We start from the raw sequence: 17,716 nt of genomic DNA, 5'->3' as shown, positions 1-17,716 counted from the left end.
CGCCATTCTCCGCTGTCGCGAGGGGCATTCTGGGTGACATCCGGCTTCAGCCTTTGAGCGTTTGTTCGAGGACGTGGAGCTGCTGGTTGAGTTCGGTCAGCTGCTGGCGCTCGCCCGAAATCTTGCGCACCGCGTGCAGCACCGTCGTGTGGTCGCGCCCGCCGAAGAGCTCGCCGATTTCCGGCAGGCTTTTCTGCGTGAGTTCCTTGGCCAGGTACATCGCAATTTGCCGCGGCCGCGCAATGCTGGCCGGGCGCTTCTTGCTGTACATGTCGGCGACCTTGATCTTGTAGTAGTCGGCCACCGTCTTCTGGATGTTCTCGACCGAGATCTGGCGATTCTGGATCGACAGCAGGTCGCGCAGCGCCTCGCGCGCCAGGGCGATCGAGATCTCTTTCTGGTTGAAGCGCGAGTAGGCCAGGATCTTGCGCAGCGCCCCTTCGAGCTCGCGCACGTTGGAGCGCACGTTCTTGGCGACGAAGAAAGCCACTTCTTCCGGCATCTCGGCCGATTCGGCGCGCGCCTTGTTGATAAGAATCGCCACGCGCATCTCGAGCTCGGGCGGCTCGATGGCCACCGTGAGGCCCGAGTCGAAGCGCGAAACCAGCCGCTCGTGGATGTCGGCCAGGCCCTTGGGATAGGTGTCGCTGGTCATCACGATGTGCGACTTCTTGGCGAGCAGGGCCTCGAACGCGTTGAAGAATTCTTCCTGCGTCCGGTCCTTGTTGGCGAAGAACTGCACATCGTCGATCAGCAACAGATCGAGCGAGTGGTAGCGCTCCTTGAACTCGTCGAAAGTCTTGCGCTGATAGGCCTTGACCACATCCGACACGAATTGCTCGGCATGGATGTAGAGAACTTTGGAATCGGGGCGGTCAGCCAGCAGCCGGTTGCCCACGGCGTGCATCAGGTGGGTCTTGCCCAGGCCGACGCCGCCGTAGATGAAAAGCGGGTTGTACAGATGGCCCGGCATGCCGGCCACGTGCATGGCCGCGGCGCGCGCCATGCGGTTGGCCGTGCCCTCGACCAGGGTGTCGAAAGTGAGGCCCGAATTCAGTCGGTTCTTGAAGCCGGCCGCGGCCGGATCTTCGCCCGGGCCGGCCACGTCGCGCGGCACATCGGTTTCGGTCGTGATGGCAACAGGTGCAGAGCGCACGGGCGCTTCGCGAGGAGCAAGCGCTAACTCGACGGCCACCGGCTGGCCGTACATCTTCTCGGCCATGGCAGCGATCTTGCCGGCGTACTGGGCGCGGATCCAGTCGAGCTTGAAGCGGTTGGCCACGAACACCGTCATGCGCGACAGGTCGTCGGCGACCTGTGCTGTGAGGGGCTTGATCCAGGTGTTGAACTGCTGCTCCGACAGTTCCTGCGCGAGCTGGTCGACGCAGGCCTGCCAGAGGCTTTCACCGATGCCGTCAGTGGACATGGGCGTTGGGAAAAGTGGTGAAACCTTCAGGCATTTCTTGGTATAGGTATTGTGGATATTCTCTGCTGGAAGGCGGCTGGCATTCTAACTTGTCAAAGCCTTATCCACACGCTGCGGACGGCCGCAAAATGGCTGCGAAAGGCCCGCAAATGCAGTCGAAGATTGTTCCCCGTCCGAATGTTTGCGATAATTGCGGGTTTCCCTGAAAACCTCATTGCGTCTTTCGGGGGCCATCCGAACCACGCTCCCCAGCGCCCGCAGGTTTTTCACATGCGGAAATCAGGGAATCAGGAACCATCATGAAACGCACATACCAAGCATCCAAAGTCCGCCGCGCCCGTACCCACGGCTTTCTGGTCCGCATGAAGACCCGCGGCGGCCGCGCCGTCATCAACGCACGCCGCGCCAAGGGCCGCAAGCGCCTGGCCGTCTGACGGCAGCCCACCTGCCGTTGCCAGCAGCCGACCCGCCAGCGCCAGCATCCTCAGCTAGCGCAAACGGCCCGACCGGAAACGACGGACACGGCTCGGCTTCCATGCAGCGGCTCAAGACCCGCGCGCAATTCCAGGCCGTCCTCGCAGGTGCCACCGTGGCGCGCACTGCTCATTTCGCATTGCATCGCTGTGCGCTCGATCTCGCATCGAGCGCGGCTCCGCTGTTCGCGTCCGACGATGTCTGGCTGGGCGCCATGGTGCCCAAGCGCTGGGCGCGCCGCGCGGTCACGCGCAACGCCATCAAGCGCCAGATCTACACCGTGAGTGCCGCGTCCGACGTCGGCCTGCTTCGTGCCGCGCACGTGGTGCGGCTGCGGGCGGGTTTCGACCGCAAGGAATTCGTGAGCGCCTCCTCGGACAAGCTCAAGGGCGCCGTGCGCGCCGAACTCCAGCAGCTGCTGGCGCGGGCCGCGCGCTCACCGGCGCCTGCGCCGTTGGCACCGCCCCCGTCCTCGCCCTCGCCCACCACCTCATCCTCCTCATGAAACGCCTGCTGATCGGCCTCGTGAAGGGCTACCGCCTGCTGCTGAGCCCCTGGCTCGGCCAGTCGTGCCGCTTCACGCCGACCTGCTCGGTGTATTCGATCGAGGCGCTGGAAGTGCACGGGGCGCTCAAAGGCAGTTACCTCACTCTGCATCGCATCGTGCGCTGCCAGCCCTGGTGCCAGGGCGGCCACGATCCGGTTCCACCGAAATCACCGTGTCGCACTGACAAGTCAGGCTCGCTGTTTTCGTCTCTTCTCTCCTCCGACAAGAAGTCTTCGTCATGAACGATATCCGCCGCACGATCCTGTGGGTGATTTTTGGGTTCTCGCTGGTGCTGTTGTGGGACCAGTGGCAGGTCTTCAACGGCAACAAGCCGACCTTCCTGCCGTCGACCAAGCCGGCCGCCGTGGCTGCCGCTCCGGCCGGCACCGCGCCCGGCGCGAACAACGGCGTGCCCACGGCATCGGGCGCCGCCACCAGCGGCAACGCGGGCGCCGTGCCCACGCAGACCGCGCCGGCCACGCCCCGCGAGCAGGTCGTGGTGACCACCGACCTGTTCAAGGCCACCATCGACAGCGAAGGCGGCACGGTCAACCACCTCGCGCTGCAGAAATACGACGAAGCCGACCGCACCCAGCGCGTGGTGCTGTTCGACAACGGTTCGCCGGCCACGCGCTATGTGGCGCAAACCGGCCTGCTGAACCCTGTCGACTCGGGTGACCGCTTTCCCAACCACCTGACGCCGATGACGCCGAAGGCCGGTCCGCGCGAGATGGCCGACGGCCAGAACACGCTGGAAGTGAGCTTCGAAAGCGCCCCCGTCGGCGGCCTGAAGTACACCAAGACCTACGTGTTCCACCGCGGCGACTACACCATCGGCGTGCGCCACGAAGTGACCAACGTGAGCGACCAGCCGCGCGAAGCGCAGCTCTACATGCAGCTGTTGCGCCACGGCACCGTGGCTGCCGGCACGATGTTCGGCACCAACACCTTCACCGGTCCGGCCGCCTACACCAACGAGAAGAAGTTCCACAAGCTCGACTTCAAGGACATCGCCAAGGGCAAGATCGAGCCGCCGCCGCCCGCCAACGACGGCTGGATCGCCATGGTCCAGCATTACTTCGCGTCGGCGTGGCTCCTCAAGGGCGACCCGGCGAGCGAACAGCTGCGCCGCGAGTTCCGCGTGAAGGACCTGGGCGACAACCTCTTCACCATCGCCATGGTGGCCAGCCTGCCCAAGATCGCCCCGGGCGCCACGCAGGTCGTGAACAGCGCGCTGTTCGCCGGCCCTGAAGAAGAAAAGAAGCTCGAAGCCATTGCACCGGGCCTGGACCTGGTCAAGGACTACGGCATCTTCGCGATCATCTCCAAGCCGCTGTACTGGCTGCTCAACGAGCTGCACGACATCATCGGCAACTGGGGCTGGTCCATCGTGGCGCTGGTGGTGCTGCTGAAGGCGGCCTTCTACTGGCTCAATGCCAAGGCCTACGCCAGCATGGCCAAGATGAAGGCCGTCAACCCCAAGATCATGGAAATGCGCGAGCGGCTGAAAGACAAGCCGCAGGAAATGCAGCAGGAGATGATGCGGATCTACAAGACCGAAAAGGTCAATCCGATGGGCGGCTGCTTCCCCATCGTGATCCAGATCCCGGTGTTCATCGCGCTCTACTGGGTGCTGCTGTCGTCGGTCGAAATGCGCCACGCACCGTGGATCGGCTGGATCACCGACCTCTCGGCACCGGACCCCTGGTACATCCTGCCGATCGTGATGACGGCCACCTCGCTGTTCCAGACCTGGCTCAACCCGACACCGCCCGATCCGATGCAGGCCAAGCTGATGTGGATCATGCCGCTCGCGTTCAGCGTGATGTTCATCTTCTTCCCGGCCGGCCTGGTGCTGTACTGGATCACGAACAACGTGCTGTCGATCGCGCAGCAGTGGTTCATCAACAAGCGGCTGGGCGTGCTGGGCAAGTAAGCCGCACCGTCTTCGCCACCACCGCAAAGGGCCGCATCCGCGGCCCTTTTCCTTTTGCTGAAAGAATCGCGCTGCCATGACGCTTGCCCGCACCTCCGATCCCATCGTCGCCATCGCCACCGCCTCGGGGCGTGGGGCGGTGGGCATCGTGCGGGTGTCCGGCGCCCGGCTGGCGCCCCTGATCGATGCGCTCTGCGGGCGCGCGCTCAAGCCGCGTGAGGCGACCTACCTGCCGTTCCGGGACGCCGGGGGCGAACCGGTCGACCACGGCCTGGCAATCCACTTTCCTTCGCCGAACTCCTTCACCGGCGAGGACGTGCTCGAACTGCAGGCGCACGGCGGCACGGTCGTGCTGCAGCTGCTGCTGGCGCGCTGCCTCGAAGCCGCCGCCGAGGCCGACCCGGTCACCGGACGTCCGCGCCTGCCCGGGCTGCGCGTGGCGGAGCCGGGTGAGTTCAGCCAGCGCGCCTTTCTCAACGGCAAGATCGATCTCGCGCAGGCCGAGGCGATCGCCGACCTGATCGACGCCAGCACAGAGGCCGCCGCGCGCAGCGCCGGGCGTTCGCTCTCGGGCGCGTTCTCGCGCGAGATCCACACGCTGCGCGATGCGCTGATCCACCTGCGGATGCTGGTCGAGGCAACGCTGGACTTCCCGGAAGAGGAAATCGATTTCCTGCAGAAGGCGGACGCAGCCGGCCAGCTGGTGCGGCTGCAGTCGCAGCTGGCGGCGGTGCAGCAGCGCGCCAAACAAGGCGCGTTGCTGCGCGAAGGCATCAAGGTCGTCATCGCGGGCCAGCCCAACGCGGGCAAGAGCTCGCTGCTCAACGCGCTGGCCGGCGCCGAGCTGGCCATCGTGAGCGCGGTGGCGGGCACCACCCGCGACGTGGTCTCGCAGACCATCCAGATCCACGGCGTGCCGCTGCATGTGGCCGATACCGCGGGCCTGCGCGAGAGCAGCGACGAGGTCGAGCAAATCGGCGTGGCGCGCGCCTGGGGCCAGATCGAGAGCGCCGATGCCGTGCTGTTCCTGCACGACCTGACGCGCGCCGACCTGCCCGACTACATGGCCGCCGACGCCGAGATCCTGCGCACGCTGCGGGGCAAGCTGCCTGCGAGCGTGCCGGTGCTCGATGTCTGGAACAAACAGGACGCCGCGCCGGCTGCCAGGCCCGCGCAAGGCATCGCGCTGTCCGCGAAGACGGGCCTGGGCATCGAGCCGCTGCGGGAGCAACTGCTGGCAATGGCCGGCTGGCGGTCGGTGCCCGAAGGCGTCTACCTCGCGCGGGCGCGCCACGTGCAGGCGCTGGGCCGGGTCGAAACGCACCTGGCGCTGGCAGCGGGCCATCTGGCGGCACAGGCCCAGTTGCTCGACCTGCTGGCCGAAGAGCTGCGCCTCGCGCAGAACGCGCTCAACGAGATCACCGGGGAGTTCGGCGCCGACGACCTGCTGGGCGTCATCTTTTCGCGCTTCTGTATCGGCAAATAGCGACACATGGCGGCGCTCCAGGAAACAACGCGTAAACATTTGTAGCCGAAACTTGCGGGCTTCGCGGATACTTCGAGGCACATGCGGGGGCCGAAGAAAAAATGTCCATCCTGAACCTGAGCCGCGCCATCGCGGAAAACACGAGCAGCGACGCTTTTGCGTTGACGTTCAACGTCCAGCAATGGGAAACGCTGGCGGGCTACCTGCAGCCCATCGAAACCGGTGTCGGGGACGTGCTGATCGAGCAGAACACGCCCGATCGTTCGGTGTTCTTCATCGAGAGCGGCGCCATCAGCGTGCATCGCGTGAGCAGCAAGGAACAGATGCGGCTTGCCGTGCTTTCCCCCGGCTCGGTGGTGGGCGAAGGCGCCTTCTTCTCGCGGCAGCCGCACGCTGCCAACGTGGTGGTCACCGGCGCGGGGCGCGTGTGGCGCCTCACCGCGATCCGCTTTGCGGAAATGTCGAACCGTCAGCCCAACATGGCGCTGGAGATCGCGATGGCGCTGGGCGCCGTGATCGCCAAGCGCATGGCGCACCGCTCCAAGCGCGTCGCCGTGACCTGAGGCCTTGCGGCAACGCGATCAGGCCCTGGATGCAGGCCAAGCCGGCAGCAAGTTTTTGTTTTTGGAATCCGAGAGTAGTCAGTAAGTAAGCCATGGCCTTGATCTGTCCGGTCTGCAGCGTGGAAAACCGCGAGGGCGCGAATTTCTGCAAGAACTGCGGCAGCACGCTGTCCAGCGCGTCTCCCCGAATTCCATCTCCCCCCGGCCCCGGCCAGGCCGGCCGCGAGTGGGCCACCACCGCACCCGCCCAGTTGCGCGCGCCGACGATTCCGGCACCGCTTTTCGACATCGGCGAAGCGCCGCCGCCCTCGCGCGGCTTCTTCGGCAAGGCGCCTGCCGCGGCGGACCAGCAGACGGTGATCGTGATGCCCGGCCAGCCGCCGCTGCCCCCCGCGCCGCCGTCGTCGTCATCGCGCCGCGAGCGGTCCGAGCGCAAGAAGTCCAGGGTTCCGCGCCCCGTCGAGCCTGCCGATCCGCCGCTGCGCAAGCGCGGCCTCATGCTGTGGCTCGTTCTGCTGGCGGTCGCGGTGGTGATGGTCGTGGCGGGCTGGTACGGCTTTGGAACCCGCAAGGCCGCCGGTCCGGCCGAAGCGGCGGCGCCCGTCGTCGCGCCTGCGCCTCCCGCCCCACCGCTGGTGCCCGAGGCGCCACCCGCCGCGCCAGCCGCGCCTGAAGAACCGCAAGCGCTTGGCGCCGAGCCTGCCGCGGAAGAAGCGGCAACGGTGGCGCCCGTCGCTGCTCCCAAGGCTGCTCCGGTCGCTAAGCCCCGCAAGCCGGTGGTCGCCGCGCCCGCGGCTGCCGCAGTCGAGCCCCCGGCACCGGCCGCCCCGGTGGCTCCGCCGCCACCGGCCCCGGCGGCTCCCGCCGAACCGCAGGCCCTGTGCGGCGACCGCAATTTCATCGCCAAGGCGCAGTGCATGGCCTCCCAGTGCCTCAAGCCCGAGTTCAGGTCGCATGCGCAATGCGAGGCCGTGCGGCGTCAGCAGCGCATTGACGAAGAAAAACGCAATCCGACGCTGCTGAACTAGAAATCCGGGCCGGCGCGGCTGGCTGAGCCGTTCAGCCCTTTTGAAGGCGCTCGATCGCGATCGCCAGCGCGGTGGGCTTGCCGGACAGCACCAGCGTGTCGCCGTCCGTCAGCACCGTGTCGTTGGCGGGCACGCGGGCCTGGCCGTCCTGGCGGCGGATGGTGGCGACGCGCACGCCCAGCATCTCCAGCGCCAGATGCTCCAGGGTCTGGCCGATGGCCCGCGAGCCTGGGGTGAGCGTGAAGCTGTTGAGCCGCTCGTGGTCGATCTCGTCCGCGTTGTCGTCGTCGGCGCCGTGGAAGTAGCCGCGCAGCAGGTTGTAGCGCGCGTCGCGCTGGTCCTGCACCACGCGGATCACCCGCCGCATCGGCACGCCGACCAGCGCCAGTGCATGGCTGGCGAGCATCAGCGAGCCCTCGATGGCTTCGGGCACCACCTCGGTTGCGCCGGCTGCCTGCAGCTTTTCCAGGTCGTGGTCGTCCTGGGTGCGCACGATCACCGGCACATGCGCGGCATGGGCGCGGGTGTTGGCCAGCACCTTCATGGCGCCCGGCACGTCCAGGTAGGTCACGACCACCGCGCTGGCGCGCGCCAGGCCCGCGGCCATCAGCGCCTGCAGCCGGGCCGCGTCGCCGAACACCACCGAGTCGCCGGCGGCGGCGGCCTGGCGCACGCGGTCGGGGTCGAGGTCGAGCGCCATGTACGGAATGCCTTCGCGCTCCAGGATGCGCGCCAGGTTCTGGCCGCATCGCCCGTAGCCGCAGATGATCACGTGCTTGGCGGTGTTGATGGTCTTGCGCGCGATGCTGGTCATTTGCAGCGACTGCTGCATCCAGTCGCTGGCCACCAGCTTTCGCACGATGGCGTTGGTGTACATGATGATGAACGGCGTGGCGAGCATCGACAGCACCATCGAGGCCAGCACCGGGTTCGCGAGCCAGGGCGGCAGCAGGCTGCGGTCTTGCGCGAGCGTCAGCAGCACGAAGCCGAACTCGCCGGCCTGCGCCAGATAAAGGCCGGTGCGCAGCGACACGCCCGAGGTTGCGCCCAGCATCCGCGCGAGCACTGTCACCAGCGCCAGCTTGAAGAGCAGCGGCACCAGCAGCAGCACGGCCACCAGCAGCCAGCGATCGACCACGATGTGCCAGTCCAGCGACATGCCCACCGTGATGAAGAACAACCCCAGCAGCACGTCGTGGAACGGGCGGATGTCGGTCTCGACCTGGTGCTTGTATTCGGTCTCCGACACCAGCATGCCGGCGATGAAAGCGCCCAGCGCGAGGCTCAGGCCGGCCAGCTCGGTCAGCCATGCGAGCCCCAGCGTGATCAGCAGCACGTTCAGGATGAAGAGCTCTTCGCTGCGCCGCCGCGCGACGATGGTGAGCCACCAGCGCATCACGCGCGGCCCGCCGAAGAGCAGCAGGCCGATCAGCACGGTCGCCTTCACCAGCGCGAGGCCGAGCGCCTTGGCAAGGGCCTCGGGCGGCGCGCCGAGCGCCGGGATCAGAACAAGCAGCGGCACCACGGCCAGATCCTGGAACAGCAACACGCCCATCACGCGCTTGCCGTGTTCGCTCTCCATTTCGAGGCGCTCGGACATCAGCTTGACCACGATGGCGGTGCTGCTCATGGTGAGTGCGCCCGCCAGCGCCAGCGCCGTCTGCCAGCCCAGGCGCCAGGCCGGCGGCAGCTGCGTGGCGATGATCAGGGCGCCGGCGGTGGCGATGGCCATCGTCAGCAGCACCTGCAAGAGGCCCAGGCCGAACACGTGCTTGCGCATCGCCCGCAGCTTGGGGAGGCTGAATTCGAGCCCGATGACGAACATCAGGAACACCACGCCGAACTCGCCCAGGTGGCGGATGCCCTCGGTCTCGGTGCTTCCCGTCAGTGCCAACGCATGCGGGCCGATCAGCACGCCGGCCGAGAGATAGCCCAGCATCGGCGGCAGCTTGAGCGACCGGCAGACCACCACGCCGATCACCGCGGCCAGCAAATACAACAGCGTGAGATCGAACGAAGACATGGGTGCGGATGCTAGAGCAAGAGTTGTGCGCGCGCGGCCTGAAGGAAACGATCCAAGCGCCGCCGGGCCTCCCCAAGCCGCGAGCGGCCGCCCGGGTGCAGCGAGTACACGCAGTGCCCAGCGTGGGGGCAACACTCTGCCCCGTAAAATCGGCCGATGAGTTCCCGCCCCGCCCCGGCCCCCGTGGTCGACCCCGAAGCCATCCTCGCTCGGGCACGCGCCACCTTCGACATCGAAGCCGAAGCCGTCCTCGGCCTCAAGGACCGCGTCGGTCCCGGCTTCGTCGATGCCGTGCGCAAGATCCTCGAAGTGCGCGGCCGCGTGGTCGTGATGGGCATGGGCAAGAGCGGCCACGTCGGCCGCAAGATCGCCGCCACCCTCGCCTCCACCGGCACGCCCGCGATGTTCGTGCACCCGGCCGAGGCCAGCCACGGCGACCTGGGCATGATCAAGCCGGTCGACCTGGTGCTGGCCATCTCCAACAGCGGCGAAGTCCAGGAACTCACCGTGATCCTTCCGGTGGTCAAGCGGCAGGGCGTACCGCTCATCGCCATCACCGGGCGCGCCGACTCCACGCTCGGGCGCCATGCCGACATCGTGCTGGACGCCGGCGTCGCCAAGGAAGCCTGCCCCCTCAACCTCGCGCCCACCGCCAGCACCACCGCCCAGATGGCGATGGGCGACGCGCTGGCCGTGGCGCTGCTCGATGCGCGCGGTTTCGGTTCCGAAGACTTCGCGCGCTCGCACCCCGGCGGCGCGCTGGGCCGCAAGCTCTTGACGCACGTGAGCGACGTGATGCGCTCGGGCGACGAAGTGCCGCGCGTCGGCCCCGGCGCCACGCTGAGCGAGCTGATGCGCGAGATGAGTTCCAAGGGCCTGGGCGCCACCGCCGTGGTCGATGCCGAGGGCCGCGCGATCGGCATCTTCACCGACGGCGACCTGCGCCGGAAGGTCGAGACCGGCGCCGACCTGCGCGCCCTGACCGCCGCCGAGGTCATGCACCCCGGCCCCCGCACGCTGCGCGCCGATGCGCTGGCCGTCGAGGCGGCCGAGCTGATGGAAGACCACCGCATCACCAGCGTGCTGGTCGTCGATGCGGCGGGCCTCCTGATCGGCGCTTTGAGCATCAACGACCTGATGCGCGCGAAGGTCATCTGATGCCACTCGCGTTCCAGGCCGAAACATTGCTCGCCGCGCAGGATGTGCGCATCGTCTTCTTCGACATCGACGGCGTGCTGACCGACGGCGGCGTCTACTTCACCGAGCACGGCGAAACCCTCAAGCGCTTCAGCATCCTGGACGGCTACGGCCTGAAGCTGCTGCGACTGGCCGGCATCGTGCCGGCCGTGATCACCGGACGCGACTCCAAGCCGCTGCGCGTGCGGCTCGAAGCGCTGGGCATCGAGCACGTGCGCTATGGCACCGAAGACAAGTTGCCCGCGGCCGAAGCCATGCTCGAGCAGCTGGGCTTCACATGGGCGCAGGCCGCGGCCATCGGCGACGACTGGCCCGACCTGCCGGTGCTCGCGCGTGTCGGCTTTGCGGCGGCGCCGGCCAATGCGCACGTCGAAGTGCGCGACATCGCGCGCTACGTCACCCAGGCCCGCGGCGGCGAAGGCGCGGCGCGCGAGTTCTGCGACCTTCTGCTCACCGCCTGCGGCCAGTACCGGCGCCTGCTCGACGCCGCACGAGGCCCAAGGCAATGAACGACCTGAAAAGCGCTTGGGGCCTGGTGCGCAACGTGCTGGACCGCGCAACCATCTACCTGCCGATCATCCTGACGGCGGCCGTGGCGCTGGGCACCTACTGGCTGGTGCGCAATGCGCCCAAGCTGCTGGAGCCCACTGCCAAGACCGCGCCCACGCACGAGCCCGACTACTTCATGCGGGATTTCGTCATCAAGAATTTCCTGCCCAACGGCGACCTGCGCAGCGAGCTGCACGGCAAGGAAGGCCGGCACTATCCGGACACCGACACCATCGAGGTGGACCAGGTGAACATGCGGTCCGTCTCGCCGCAGGGCTACACGACCCGCTCCACGGCCGACCGCGGACTCTCGAATTCGGACGGCAGCGAAATCCAGCTGTTCGGCAACGCGGTCGTCATTCGCGATCCTTCGGTGGGCGCCAACGGAAAGCCGACGCCGCGCCTGGAGTTCCGCGGCGACTTCCTGCACGCCTTTCTGGACACCGAGCGCGTGACCTCCAACAAGCCGGTCACGCTGATCCGCGGCACCGACCAGTTCACGGCCGACAACCTCGACTACGACAACCTGAGCGGCGTTGCCAACCTGAACGGCCGGGTCAAGGGCGTCCTGGTGCCGTCGGGAGCCACGCCGGGCGGCAAGCCGCGCTGAAGAAGAAAAAAGAACATCCACGCATGATCAACGCGTCGTCCCCGCTGGTTTTCATCACCGGCGCATCCAGCGGCATCGGACAGGCGCTGGCGGCGAGCTTCTACGACGCGGGCTACAGGCTGGCGCTGGTCGCACGGCGCACGGCGGAAATCGAATCGTGGGCGGTGGGCCGCCAACTGGACGCGAGCCGCTACCAGATCTACAGCGCCGACGTGGCGCAGACGGACAGCATCGTCGCCGCCGGCACCGCCTGCATCGAGCGGCAGGGCCTGCCCGACGTGGTGATCGCCAACGCCGGCATCAGCGTCGGCATCGACACGGCGGAGCGCGAAGACATCGACGTGATGGCCCGTACCTTCGCGACCAACAACGTCGGCCTGATGGCGACCTTTCATCCCTTCATCGGGGCGATGCGAAAGCGCGGCAGCGGCCGCCTGGTGGGCATTGCGAGCGTCGCGGCCATTCGCGGCCTGCCGGGGCACGGCGCCTATTGCGCGAGCAAGGCCGGCGTGGTCGCCTACTGCGAGAGCGTGCGCGGCGAACTGCACAACAGCGGCGTGAAGGTGGTCACGCTGTGTCCGGGCTACATCGACACGCCGCTCACGCAGGGCAACCGCTACGGCATGCCCTTTCTGATGAAGGCCGAGGACTTCGCGGACCAGGCGCTGCGCGCCATCGAGGCCGGTACCAGCTACCGCGTGATTCCCTGGCAGATGGGCGTGATCGCCAAGATCATGCGCATGCTGCCCAATGCGCTGCTCGACCGCGCGGTTCAAGGGCGCAAGCGCAAGAAGCGCAGTGGCGAAAGCTGAGTTCTCCAGAACCGCTCCCTCAATGAAAAAAGGCTCCCGAGGAGCCTTTTGTCTTTGCGCCGGCGCTTTGAGGGCTCAGTAGCCGCTGTTGCCGCCACCACCGTAGCCGCCGCCACCGCCGCCGGAGCGACCACCACCGCCGCCGCCACGAGGGCCAGCGCCATAGGGGCTGCGGAAACCGCCGTCGCCACCACCGCCGCCGCCACCGCTGCGACCACCGCCGCCGCCGTAGCCGCCGTAGCCGCCACCACCGCCGGAACGGCCACCGCCGCCACCGCTGCGATCACCGCCACCGCCTCCGTAGCCGCCACCGCCGCTGCGATCGCCACCACCACCGCCGCCGTAGCCCCCGCCACCACCGCCGCCATAACCACCACCGCCGCCGCCGTAGCCGCCGCCACCGCCGCCATAACCACCACCGCCGCCGCTGCGCGGGGGGCGAGCTTCCATGGGACGTGCTTCGTTGACGACGACGCTGCGGCCGCCCAGGGGCTGGCCGTTCATGCCGGCAATGGCTGCCTGCGCTTCCGCGTCGCTGCCCATCTCGACAAAGCCGAAGCCCTTCGAGCGGCCCGTGTCGCGTTCCATCATGACCTTGGCGCTGGTGACGGCGCCGAATTGGCCGAATGCCTGTTCGAGATCACCGTCGCGCACCGAGTAAGGCAGGTTGCCGACGTACAGTTTGTTGCCCATCGAGGGACTCCTATAAACACATCAAGAAAAGCGATGGAGTCCCGAAAGCATCACTCAAACGAGAGCCGTCGAGTCGCGCGAAACTGACCGATCACCGAGCTGCCTACCAGCCAAAAATCAAGAGGGAGGCTCGTGCATTATGGGTGAAATAGCTGAAAAGCAAGCGAGAAATTGCGTCTTGAGGTAGCACATGTCAAGAATTTCGAGAAGCTAGCGCACGCTTACCGCTCGACGTGAATCACTTGTCGCTACAAGTACAATCCGCCGGTCATTGGGGAGTAGCCGCCTTCCGTCTTCGAGAAGGGCCCGCGTCAACAGACTTGTCCTGCCCCACACGGGACATGGCGCGTGCAGTGAACACACCTGGCGAGACCTTTGACCGTGCAACTTCGGGAATATGGCCGAAGGTGTTGCACGGTCAATTGCGTCCTTCGGCCCAAGGAACCCCACGTTCATCATGGAAGCTTTTCTCGTATCCACGGGCGTCGTTGCGCTCGCAGAAATGGGCGACAAGACCCAGCTCCTGGCGCTTCTTCTCGCTGCCCGCTTCAGGAAACCCTGGCCGATCGTCCTGGGCATCTTCGCCGCCACCATCGTCAACCACGCGCTGGCGGGCGCCGTCGGCAACTACATCACGCGCTGGCTGGGCCCCGAAATGCTGCGCTGGATCCTGGGCGGCTCCTTCATCGCCATGGCGGCCTGGATGCTCATTCCCGACAAGCTCGACGATGAGGACGCCCCCGGCGCCACGCACTTCGGCGTCTTCGGCACCACCGTGATCGCGTTCTTCCTGGCGGAGATGGGCGACAAGACCCAGATCGCCACCGTCATGCTCGCCGCCCGCTTCATCCAGGACTACGCCTGGGTCGTCGCCGGCACCACGTTGGGCATGATGCTGGCCAATGCGCCGGTGGTGTGGCTGGGCGACAAGATCGTGCGCCGCGTGCCGATCAAGCTCGTGCACGGCATCTCGGCGGCGATCTTCCTGGTGCTGGGCATCGTGATGATCATCGGCTGGTAGCCGTCCGACGGGGCGATATACTGCCCCCCGGCGCCGATTTGCTTCAGCTTGCGGGCGCTTTATAAATTCTGCTAAAGACGGCTGCCGAACCCGGCTCGTTTTTGGCGAGGCCGGGTTTTTTCATTCATGCCGTCACCTTCCTTGGTCGTCACTCCGCAGTCGATGCAGTTCGCAGGCCCGCTGGCCCTGCGCAGCGGCGCGTCGATCAGCGACTACACGCTCGCCTACGAAACCTACGGCACGCTCAATGCCGACCGCAGCAACGCGGTGCTGGTCTGCCATGCGCTCAATGCCTCGCACCACGTCGCGGGGGTCTACGAAGGCCAGGCCCGTTCCGAGGGCTGGTGGGACAACATGGTCGGCCCCGGCAAGCCCGTGGACACCGACCGCTTCTTCGTGATCGGCGTCAACAACCTGGGCTCCTGTTTCGGCTCGACCGGCCCGATGCACGTCAACCCCGCCACCGGCCGCGTCTACGGCGCCGACTTTCCGGTGGTCACCGTCGAAGACTGGGTCGATGCGCAAGCAGTGCTGCTCGACGCGCTCGGCATCCGCACGCTCGCGGCGGTGATGGGCGGCAGCCTGGGCGGCATGCAGGCGCTGTCATGGACGCTGCAGTACCCCGACCGCGTGCGCCATGCCGTGGTGGTGGCCAGCGCCCCCAACCTCACCGCCGAGAACATCGCCTTCAACGAAGTGGCGCGCCGCGCCATCGTCACCGACCCCGACTTCCACGGCGGCCACTTCTACGAACACGGAGTGATCCCCAAAAGGGGCCTGCGCATCGCGCGAATGATCGGCCACATCACGTATCTCAGCGACGACGTCATGAACGAGAAGTTCGGTCGCATCCTGCGCAGCGCCGTCGAAGGCGAGGCCGGGGGCCTGGACTACCGCTACTCCACGCAGGACGTCGAGTTCCAGATCGAAAGCTACCTGCGCTACCAGGGCGACAAGTTCAGCGAATACTTCGATGCCAATACCTACCTCTTGATCACGCGCGCGCTCGACTACTTCGACCCCGCACGCAGCCACGGGGGCCAGCTCAGCACCGCGCTCGCGCAGGCCACCGCCAAGTTCCTGCTCGTGAGCTTCAAGACCGACTGGCGCTTCTCCCCCGCGCGCAGCCGCGAGCTGGTGAAGGCGCTGCTCGACAACCGCCGCAACGTGAGCTACGCCGAGATCGACGCGCCGCACGGCCACGACGCCTTCCTGCTGGACGACGTGCGCTACATCGGCGTGGTGCGCTCCTATTTCGAACGCGTGGCGAAGGAGCTGCAATGAGCGATCTCGACACCCAACGACTCATCGCCGCCCTCGTGCCCGAAGGCGCCCGCGTGCTCGACCTCGGCTGTGGCGACGGCGCCCTGCTCGACCTGTTGCAGCGCGAGCGCGGCTGCACCGGCTACGGCGTGGAGATCGCCGACGGCAACGTGCTGCAGTGCATCCGCCGCGGCGTCGACGTGATCCAGCTGAACCTGGACGAAGGCCTCGCGATGTTCGACGACGCCTCCTTCGATGTGGTGCTGCAGATCGACACGCTGCAGCACCTGCGCAATGCCGAAATCATGCTGCGCGAAACCGCGCGCGTGGGCCGCCTGGGCATCGTGGCCTTTCCCAACTTCGCGCACTGGCCCAACCGCCTGAGCATCGCGCGCGGCCGCATGCCGGTGACCCGCCGCCTGCCCTACCAGTGGTACGACACGCCCAACATCCGCGTGGGCACCTTCAAGGACTTCGAGGTGCTGGCCGGCAAGAACAACCTGCGCGTGCTCGATTCGTTCGGGCTGCAGGACGGGCGCGACGTGCGCTGGCTGCCGAATGCGCGCGCCAGCACGGCGGTTTTCAAGTTCGAGCGGGGCGGCTGAGCGCGCAGCGGGACTGCACGCCATGAGCTTCACGCTCGCGCAGCCGGTTCACAGCGAGCTGGTCATCAAGAAGAGCCGCTTCATCGGCTGCGTGCAGCCGGTGGCCGATCGCGCGGCCGCATTGGCCGTCGTCGCGTCGCTGCGCGCCGAACACCCCGCAGCCGCACATGTGTGCTGGGCGCTGATGGCCGGCGGACAGTCGGCTGCCAACGACGACGGCGAACCGGGCGGCACGGCCGGCCGGCCCATGCTGGAAGTGCTTCGCCATCAGGAGATCGAAGGATCGCTCGCGACGGTGGTGCGCTACTTCGGTGGCGTGAAGCTGGGCGCCGGCGGCCTGGTGCGCGCCTACACCGACGCCATCGCGCAGGCCTTGCTCGGCGCCACGCTCGTGCCGCTGGTGCGGCAGCGCACCCTGCAATGCGCCGTGCCCTATGCGCTCGAAGGGCTGGTGCGGCGCGAGCTGGCCGCGGCGGGCGCGGTGCTCGATGCGGTGCAGCACGGCGACGACGTGCTCTTTGCCTTCACGCTGCCCGAGCCCGACGCGAAAGCCTTCATCGCCCGCCTCGACGATGCTGCGCAAGGGCGCGTCGTCTGGCAGCCGGCGTAAGCCGACGCGGCGGCACTGCAGGCTGCGGCGGCGCCATCGCGAGGATGCCGCGCCCGGCCACCGGCAACAGCTCGTCGTCGGGTCCGCGCCGCGCCATCTCGGCGGTCACGATGCCCGTGGGCACGGCCAGCACGCCCCAGCCCAGCAGCATCATCACCGAGGCGATCGCGCGGCCCAGGTCGGTCTTGGGCACGAGGTCGCCGAAGCCCACCGTGGCCATGGTCGAGATGGCCCAGTAGATCGCGACCGGAATGCTCGTGAAGCCGTGCACCGGCCCCTCGACCACATACATCAGCGTGCCCATCACCAGCACCACCAGCATCACGAAGCCCACGAACACCGTGATCTTGCGACGGCTCGCCGCCACCGCCGAGACGAGCGAGCGGTATTCCTCCGAGTAGCGCGACAGCTTGAAGATGCGGAACACGCGCAAGAGGCGCAGGATGCGCACGTCGATCAGGTAGGCGAACTCGGGTGCCAGCGCCACCATGAAGGTCGGCAGCAGCGCAAGCAGGTCGATCACACCGTAGAAACTGAGGGCATAGCGCAGCGGCCGCTTCACGCAGGCCAGGCGCCCGATGTACTCCAGCGTGAAGAGCCCGGTGAAGACCCATTCGAGCACGCTGAACACATGCCCCCATTGCTGGTGGATCGCCTGCACGCTGTCCAGGATCACCACCGCCACGCTGGTCATGATCGCCGCGATGAGGATCAGGTCGAACAACCGTCCCAGCCGCGATTCGGATTCGAAGATCACCGAGAACAGCGTGCGCCGCCAGCCGTGTTCGGGCTTGCCGAAGCGCGAGTCATCGACCAGGTAATCGGTGGGCGTTGTCGGGGTGCTGTGCAAAGGGGTCGTCATCTTCCGTAGTT

At 67.2% G+C, this 17,716-nt stretch carries 19 protein-coding genes and 1 riboswitch; of the genes, 15 read left to right on the top strand and 4 right to left on the bottom strand.

The features are described 5' to 3' along the window. Window positions 1–46 precede the first annotated feature (46 nt). Window positions 47–1,426 carry a chromosomal replication initiator protein DnaA gene (dnaA, locus tag ABIC90_RS04910; RefSeq protein ID WP_354352927.1) on the bottom strand — a complete coding sequence of 460 codons (1,380 nt, stop codon included), beginning with the start codon at window positions 1,424–1,426 and terminating at the stop codon, window positions 47–49. 299 nt (window positions 1,427–1,725) lie between these two features. On the opposite strand from dnaA, the gene rpmH reads away from it, so the two are divergent. The 7 genes from rpmH to ABIC90_RS04875 all read left to right on the top strand — a co-directional run bounded on the left by rpmH (window position 1,726) and on the right by ABIC90_RS04875 (window position 7,460). Further along, a complete protein-coding gene (rpmH, locus tag ABIC90_RS04905; RefSeq protein ID WP_007834827.1) occupies window positions 1,726–1,860 on the top strand; it encodes a 50S ribosomal protein L34 in 135 nt (44 codons plus the stop codon). 101 nt (window positions 1,861–1,961) lie between these two features. Continuing rightward, complete coding sequence (locus ABIC90_RS04900) at window positions 1,962–2,405, top strand: ribonuclease P protein component (protein ID WP_354352925.1); 444 nt, start codon at window positions 1,962–1,964, stop codon at window positions 2,403–2,405. Continuing rightward, window positions 2,402–2,689 carry a membrane protein insertion efficiency factor YidD gene (yidD, locus tag ABIC90_RS04895; RefSeq protein WP_354352924.1) on the top strand — a complete coding sequence of 96 codons (288 nt, stop codon included), beginning with the start codon at window positions 2,402–2,404 and terminating at the stop codon, window positions 2,687–2,689. The genes ABIC90_RS04900 and yidD overlap by 4 nt, the downstream gene beginning before the upstream one ends. After that, window positions 2,686–4,383: a membrane protein insertase YidC gene (gene yidC, locus ABIC90_RS04890; RefSeq protein WP_354352923.1), complete on the top strand. Its 1,698-nt coding sequence runs from the start codon at window positions 2,686–2,688 to the stop codon at window positions 4,381–4,383. Before yidD ends, yidC begins: the two co-directional genes overlap by 4 nt. Before the next feature lie 76 nt (window positions 4,384–4,459). Next, on the top strand, window positions 4,460–5,869 hold the full coding sequence (gene mnmE / locus ABIC90_RS04885; protein ID WP_354352922.1) for a tRNA uridine-5-carboxymethylaminomethyl(34) synthesis GTPase MnmE: 1,410 nt from the start codon (window positions 4,460–4,462) through the stop codon (window positions 5,867–5,869). 101 nt (window positions 5,870–5,970) lie between these two features. Then, window positions 5,971–6,432 carry a Crp/Fnr family transcriptional regulator gene (locus tag ABIC90_RS04880; RefSeq protein WP_354352921.1) on the top strand — a complete coding sequence of 154 codons (462 nt, stop codon included), beginning with the start codon at window positions 5,971–5,973 and terminating at the stop codon, window positions 6,430–6,432. 92 nt (window positions 6,433–6,524) lie between these two features. Beyond that, on the top strand, window positions 6,525–7,460 hold the full coding sequence (locus ABIC90_RS04875; RefSeq protein WP_354352920.1) for a zinc-ribbon domain-containing protein: 936 nt from the start codon (window positions 6,525–6,527) through the stop codon (window positions 7,458–7,460). Between the two features lie 31 nt (window positions 7,461–7,491). Here ABIC90_RS04875 and ABIC90_RS04870 read toward each other — a convergent pair whose 3' ends face one another. Next, window positions 7,492–9,483, bottom strand: a complete 1,992-nt coding sequence (locus ABIC90_RS04870) for a monovalent cation:proton antiporter-2 (CPA2) family protein (protein ID WP_354352919.1) — start codon at window positions 9,481–9,483, stop codon at window positions 7,492–7,494. 156 nt (window positions 9,484–9,639) lie between these two features. Between ABIC90_RS04870 and ABIC90_RS04865 the strand changes: the two genes are divergently transcribed. From ABIC90_RS04865 to ABIC90_RS04850, 4 genes are read left to right on the top strand one after another with little or no spacing between them, the layout of a single operon-like run. Continuing rightward, a complete protein-coding gene (locus ABIC90_RS04865; RefSeq protein WP_354352918.1) occupies window positions 9,640–10,641 on the top strand; it encodes a KpsF/GutQ family sugar-phosphate isomerase in 1,002 nt (333 codons plus the stop codon). After that, window positions 10,641–11,189 (top strand): KdsC family phosphatase, encoded by a 549-nt coding sequence (locus ABIC90_RS04860; protein ID WP_354352917.1) that lies wholly within the window; start codon window positions 10,641–10,643, stop codon window positions 11,187–11,189. Before ABIC90_RS04865 ends, ABIC90_RS04860 begins: the two co-directional genes overlap by 1 nt. Next, complete coding sequence (gene lptC, locus ABIC90_RS04855) at window positions 11,186–11,839, top strand: LPS export ABC transporter periplasmic protein LptC (RefSeq protein WP_354352916.1); 654 nt, start codon at window positions 11,186–11,188, stop codon at window positions 11,837–11,839. Before ABIC90_RS04860 ends, lptC begins: the two co-directional genes overlap by 4 nt. 23 nt (window positions 11,840–11,862) lie before the next feature. Continuing rightward, the gene (locus ABIC90_RS04850) at window positions 11,863–12,651 is read left to right on the top strand and encodes an SDR family oxidoreductase (RefSeq protein WP_354352915.1); all 789 of its coding nucleotides are present in this window, start codon (window positions 11,863–11,865) and stop codon (window positions 12,649–12,651) included. Window positions 12,652–12,726: 75 nt separating this feature from the next. Here the strand turns inward: ABIC90_RS04850 and ABIC90_RS04845 are convergent, their stop codons facing one another. Beyond that, window positions 12,727–13,344 (bottom strand): RNA recognition motif domain-containing protein, encoded by a 618-nt coding sequence (locus tag ABIC90_RS04845; RefSeq protein ID WP_354352914.1) that lies wholly within the window; start codon window positions 13,342–13,344, stop codon window positions 12,727–12,729. Between the two features lie 261 nt (window positions 13,345–13,605). Then, a riboswitch (yybP-ykoY riboswitch) is annotated at window positions 13,606–13,792 on the top strand. 9 nt (window positions 13,793–13,801) lie between these two features. Here ABIC90_RS04845 and ABIC90_RS04840 point away from each other — a divergent pair. From ABIC90_RS04840 to ABIC90_RS04825, 4 genes are all read left to right on the top strand, one after another. Then, on the top strand, window positions 13,802–14,365 hold the full coding sequence (locus tag ABIC90_RS04840; protein WP_354352913.1) for a TMEM165/GDT1 family protein: 564 nt from the start codon (window positions 13,802–13,804) through the stop codon (window positions 14,363–14,365). 126 nt (window positions 14,366–14,491) lie between these two features. Next, window positions 14,492–15,649, top strand: a complete 1,158-nt coding sequence (gene metX / locus ABIC90_RS04835; RefSeq protein WP_354352912.1) for a homoserine O-succinyltransferase MetX — start codon at window positions 14,492–14,494, stop codon at window positions 15,647–15,649. Further along, window positions 15,646–16,233 (top strand): methionine biosynthesis protein MetW, encoded by a 588-nt coding sequence (gene metW, locus ABIC90_RS04830; RefSeq protein WP_354352911.1) that lies wholly within the window; start codon window positions 15,646–15,648, stop codon window positions 16,231–16,233. The genes metX and metW overlap by 4 nt, the downstream gene beginning before the upstream one ends. A gap of 22 nt (window positions 16,234–16,255) precedes the next feature. After that, a complete protein-coding gene (locus ABIC90_RS04825) occupies window positions 16,256–16,843 on the top strand; it encodes an IMPACT family protein (protein WP_354352910.1) in 588 nt (195 codons plus the stop codon). Here the strand turns inward: ABIC90_RS04825 and ABIC90_RS04820 are convergent. Continuing rightward, window positions 16,788–17,705 (bottom strand): ion transporter, encoded by a 918-nt coding sequence (locus ABIC90_RS04820; protein ID WP_354352909.1) that lies wholly within the window; start codon window positions 17,703–17,705, stop codon window positions 16,788–16,790. The two genes, ABIC90_RS04825 and ABIC90_RS04820, sit on opposite strands and share 56 nt — an antisense overlap. Window positions 17,706–17,716 lie beyond the last annotated feature (11 nt).

Origin of the sequence: Variovorax boronicumulans, from assembly GCF_040544675.1 — a bacterium.
In the GTDB taxonomy this organism is placed as follows: domain Bacteria; phylum Pseudomonadota; class Gammaproteobacteria; order Burkholderiales; family Burkholderiaceae_C; genus Variovorax; species Variovorax boronicumulans_D.
This window is presented reverse-complemented; position numbering and strand designations above follow the sequence as displayed.

Coding starts and splice junctions, on each gene's coding strand:
- dnaA (WP_354352927.1), bottom strand. CDS start 1,426: ATGTCCACTGACGGCATCGGTGAAAGCCTCTGGCAGGCCTGCGTCGAC.
- rpmH (WP_007834827.1), top strand. CDS start 1,726: ATGAAACGCACATACCAAGCATCCAAAGTCCGCCGCGCCCGTACCCAC.
- ABIC90_RS04900 (WP_354352925.1), top strand. CDS start 1,962: ATGCAGCGGCTCAAGACCCGCGCGCAATTCCAGGCCGTCCTCGCAGGT.
- yidD (WP_354352924.1), top strand. CDS start 2,402: ATGAAACGCCTGCTGATCGGCCTCGTGAAGGGCTACCGCCTGCTGCTG.
- yidC (WP_354352923.1), top strand. CDS start 2,686: ATGAACGATATCCGCCGCACGATCCTGTGGGTGATTTTTGGGTTCTCG.
- mnmE (WP_354352922.1), top strand. CDS start 4,460: ATGACGCTTGCCCGCACCTCCGATCCCATCGTCGCCATCGCCACCGCC.
- ABIC90_RS04880 (WP_354352921.1), top strand. CDS start 5,971: ATGTCCATCCTGAACCTGAGCCGCGCCATCGCGGAAAACACGAGCAGC.
- ABIC90_RS04875 (WP_354352920.1), top strand. CDS start 6,525: ATGGCCTTGATCTGTCCGGTCTGCAGCGTGGAAAACCGCGAGGGCGCG.
- ABIC90_RS04870 (WP_354352919.1), bottom strand. CDS start 9,483: ATGTCTTCGTTCGATCTCACGCTGTTGTATTTGCTGGCCGCGGTGATC.
- ABIC90_RS04865 (WP_354352918.1), top strand. CDS start 9,640: ATGAGTTCCCGCCCCGCCCCGGCCCCCGTGGTCGACCCCGAAGCCATC.
- ABIC90_RS04860 (WP_354352917.1), top strand. CDS start 10,641: ATGCCACTCGCGTTCCAGGCCGAAACATTGCTCGCCGCGCAGGATGTG.
- lptC (WP_354352916.1), top strand. CDS start 11,186: ATGAACGACCTGAAAAGCGCTTGGGGCCTGGTGCGCAACGTGCTGGAC.
- ABIC90_RS04850 (WP_354352915.1), top strand. CDS start 11,863: ATGATCAACGCGTCGTCCCCGCTGGTTTTCATCACCGGCGCATCCAGC.
- ABIC90_RS04845 (WP_354352914.1), bottom strand. CDS start 13,344: ATGGGCAACAAACTGTACGTCGGCAACCTGCCTTACTCGGTGCGCGAC.
- ABIC90_RS04840 (WP_354352913.1), top strand. CDS start 13,802: ATGGAAGCTTTTCTCGTATCCACGGGCGTCGTTGCGCTCGCAGAAATG.
- metX (WP_354352912.1), top strand. CDS start 14,492: ATGCCGTCACCTTCCTTGGTCGTCACTCCGCAGTCGATGCAGTTCGCA.
- metW (WP_354352911.1), top strand. CDS start 15,646: ATGAGCGATCTCGACACCCAACGACTCATCGCCGCCCTCGTGCCCGAA.
- ABIC90_RS04825 (WP_354352910.1), top strand. CDS start 16,256: ATGAGCTTCACGCTCGCGCAGCCGGTTCACAGCGAGCTGGTCATCAAG.
- ABIC90_RS04820 (WP_354352909.1), bottom strand. CDS start 17,705: ATGACGACCCCTTTGCACAGCACCCCGACAACGCCCACCGATTACCTG.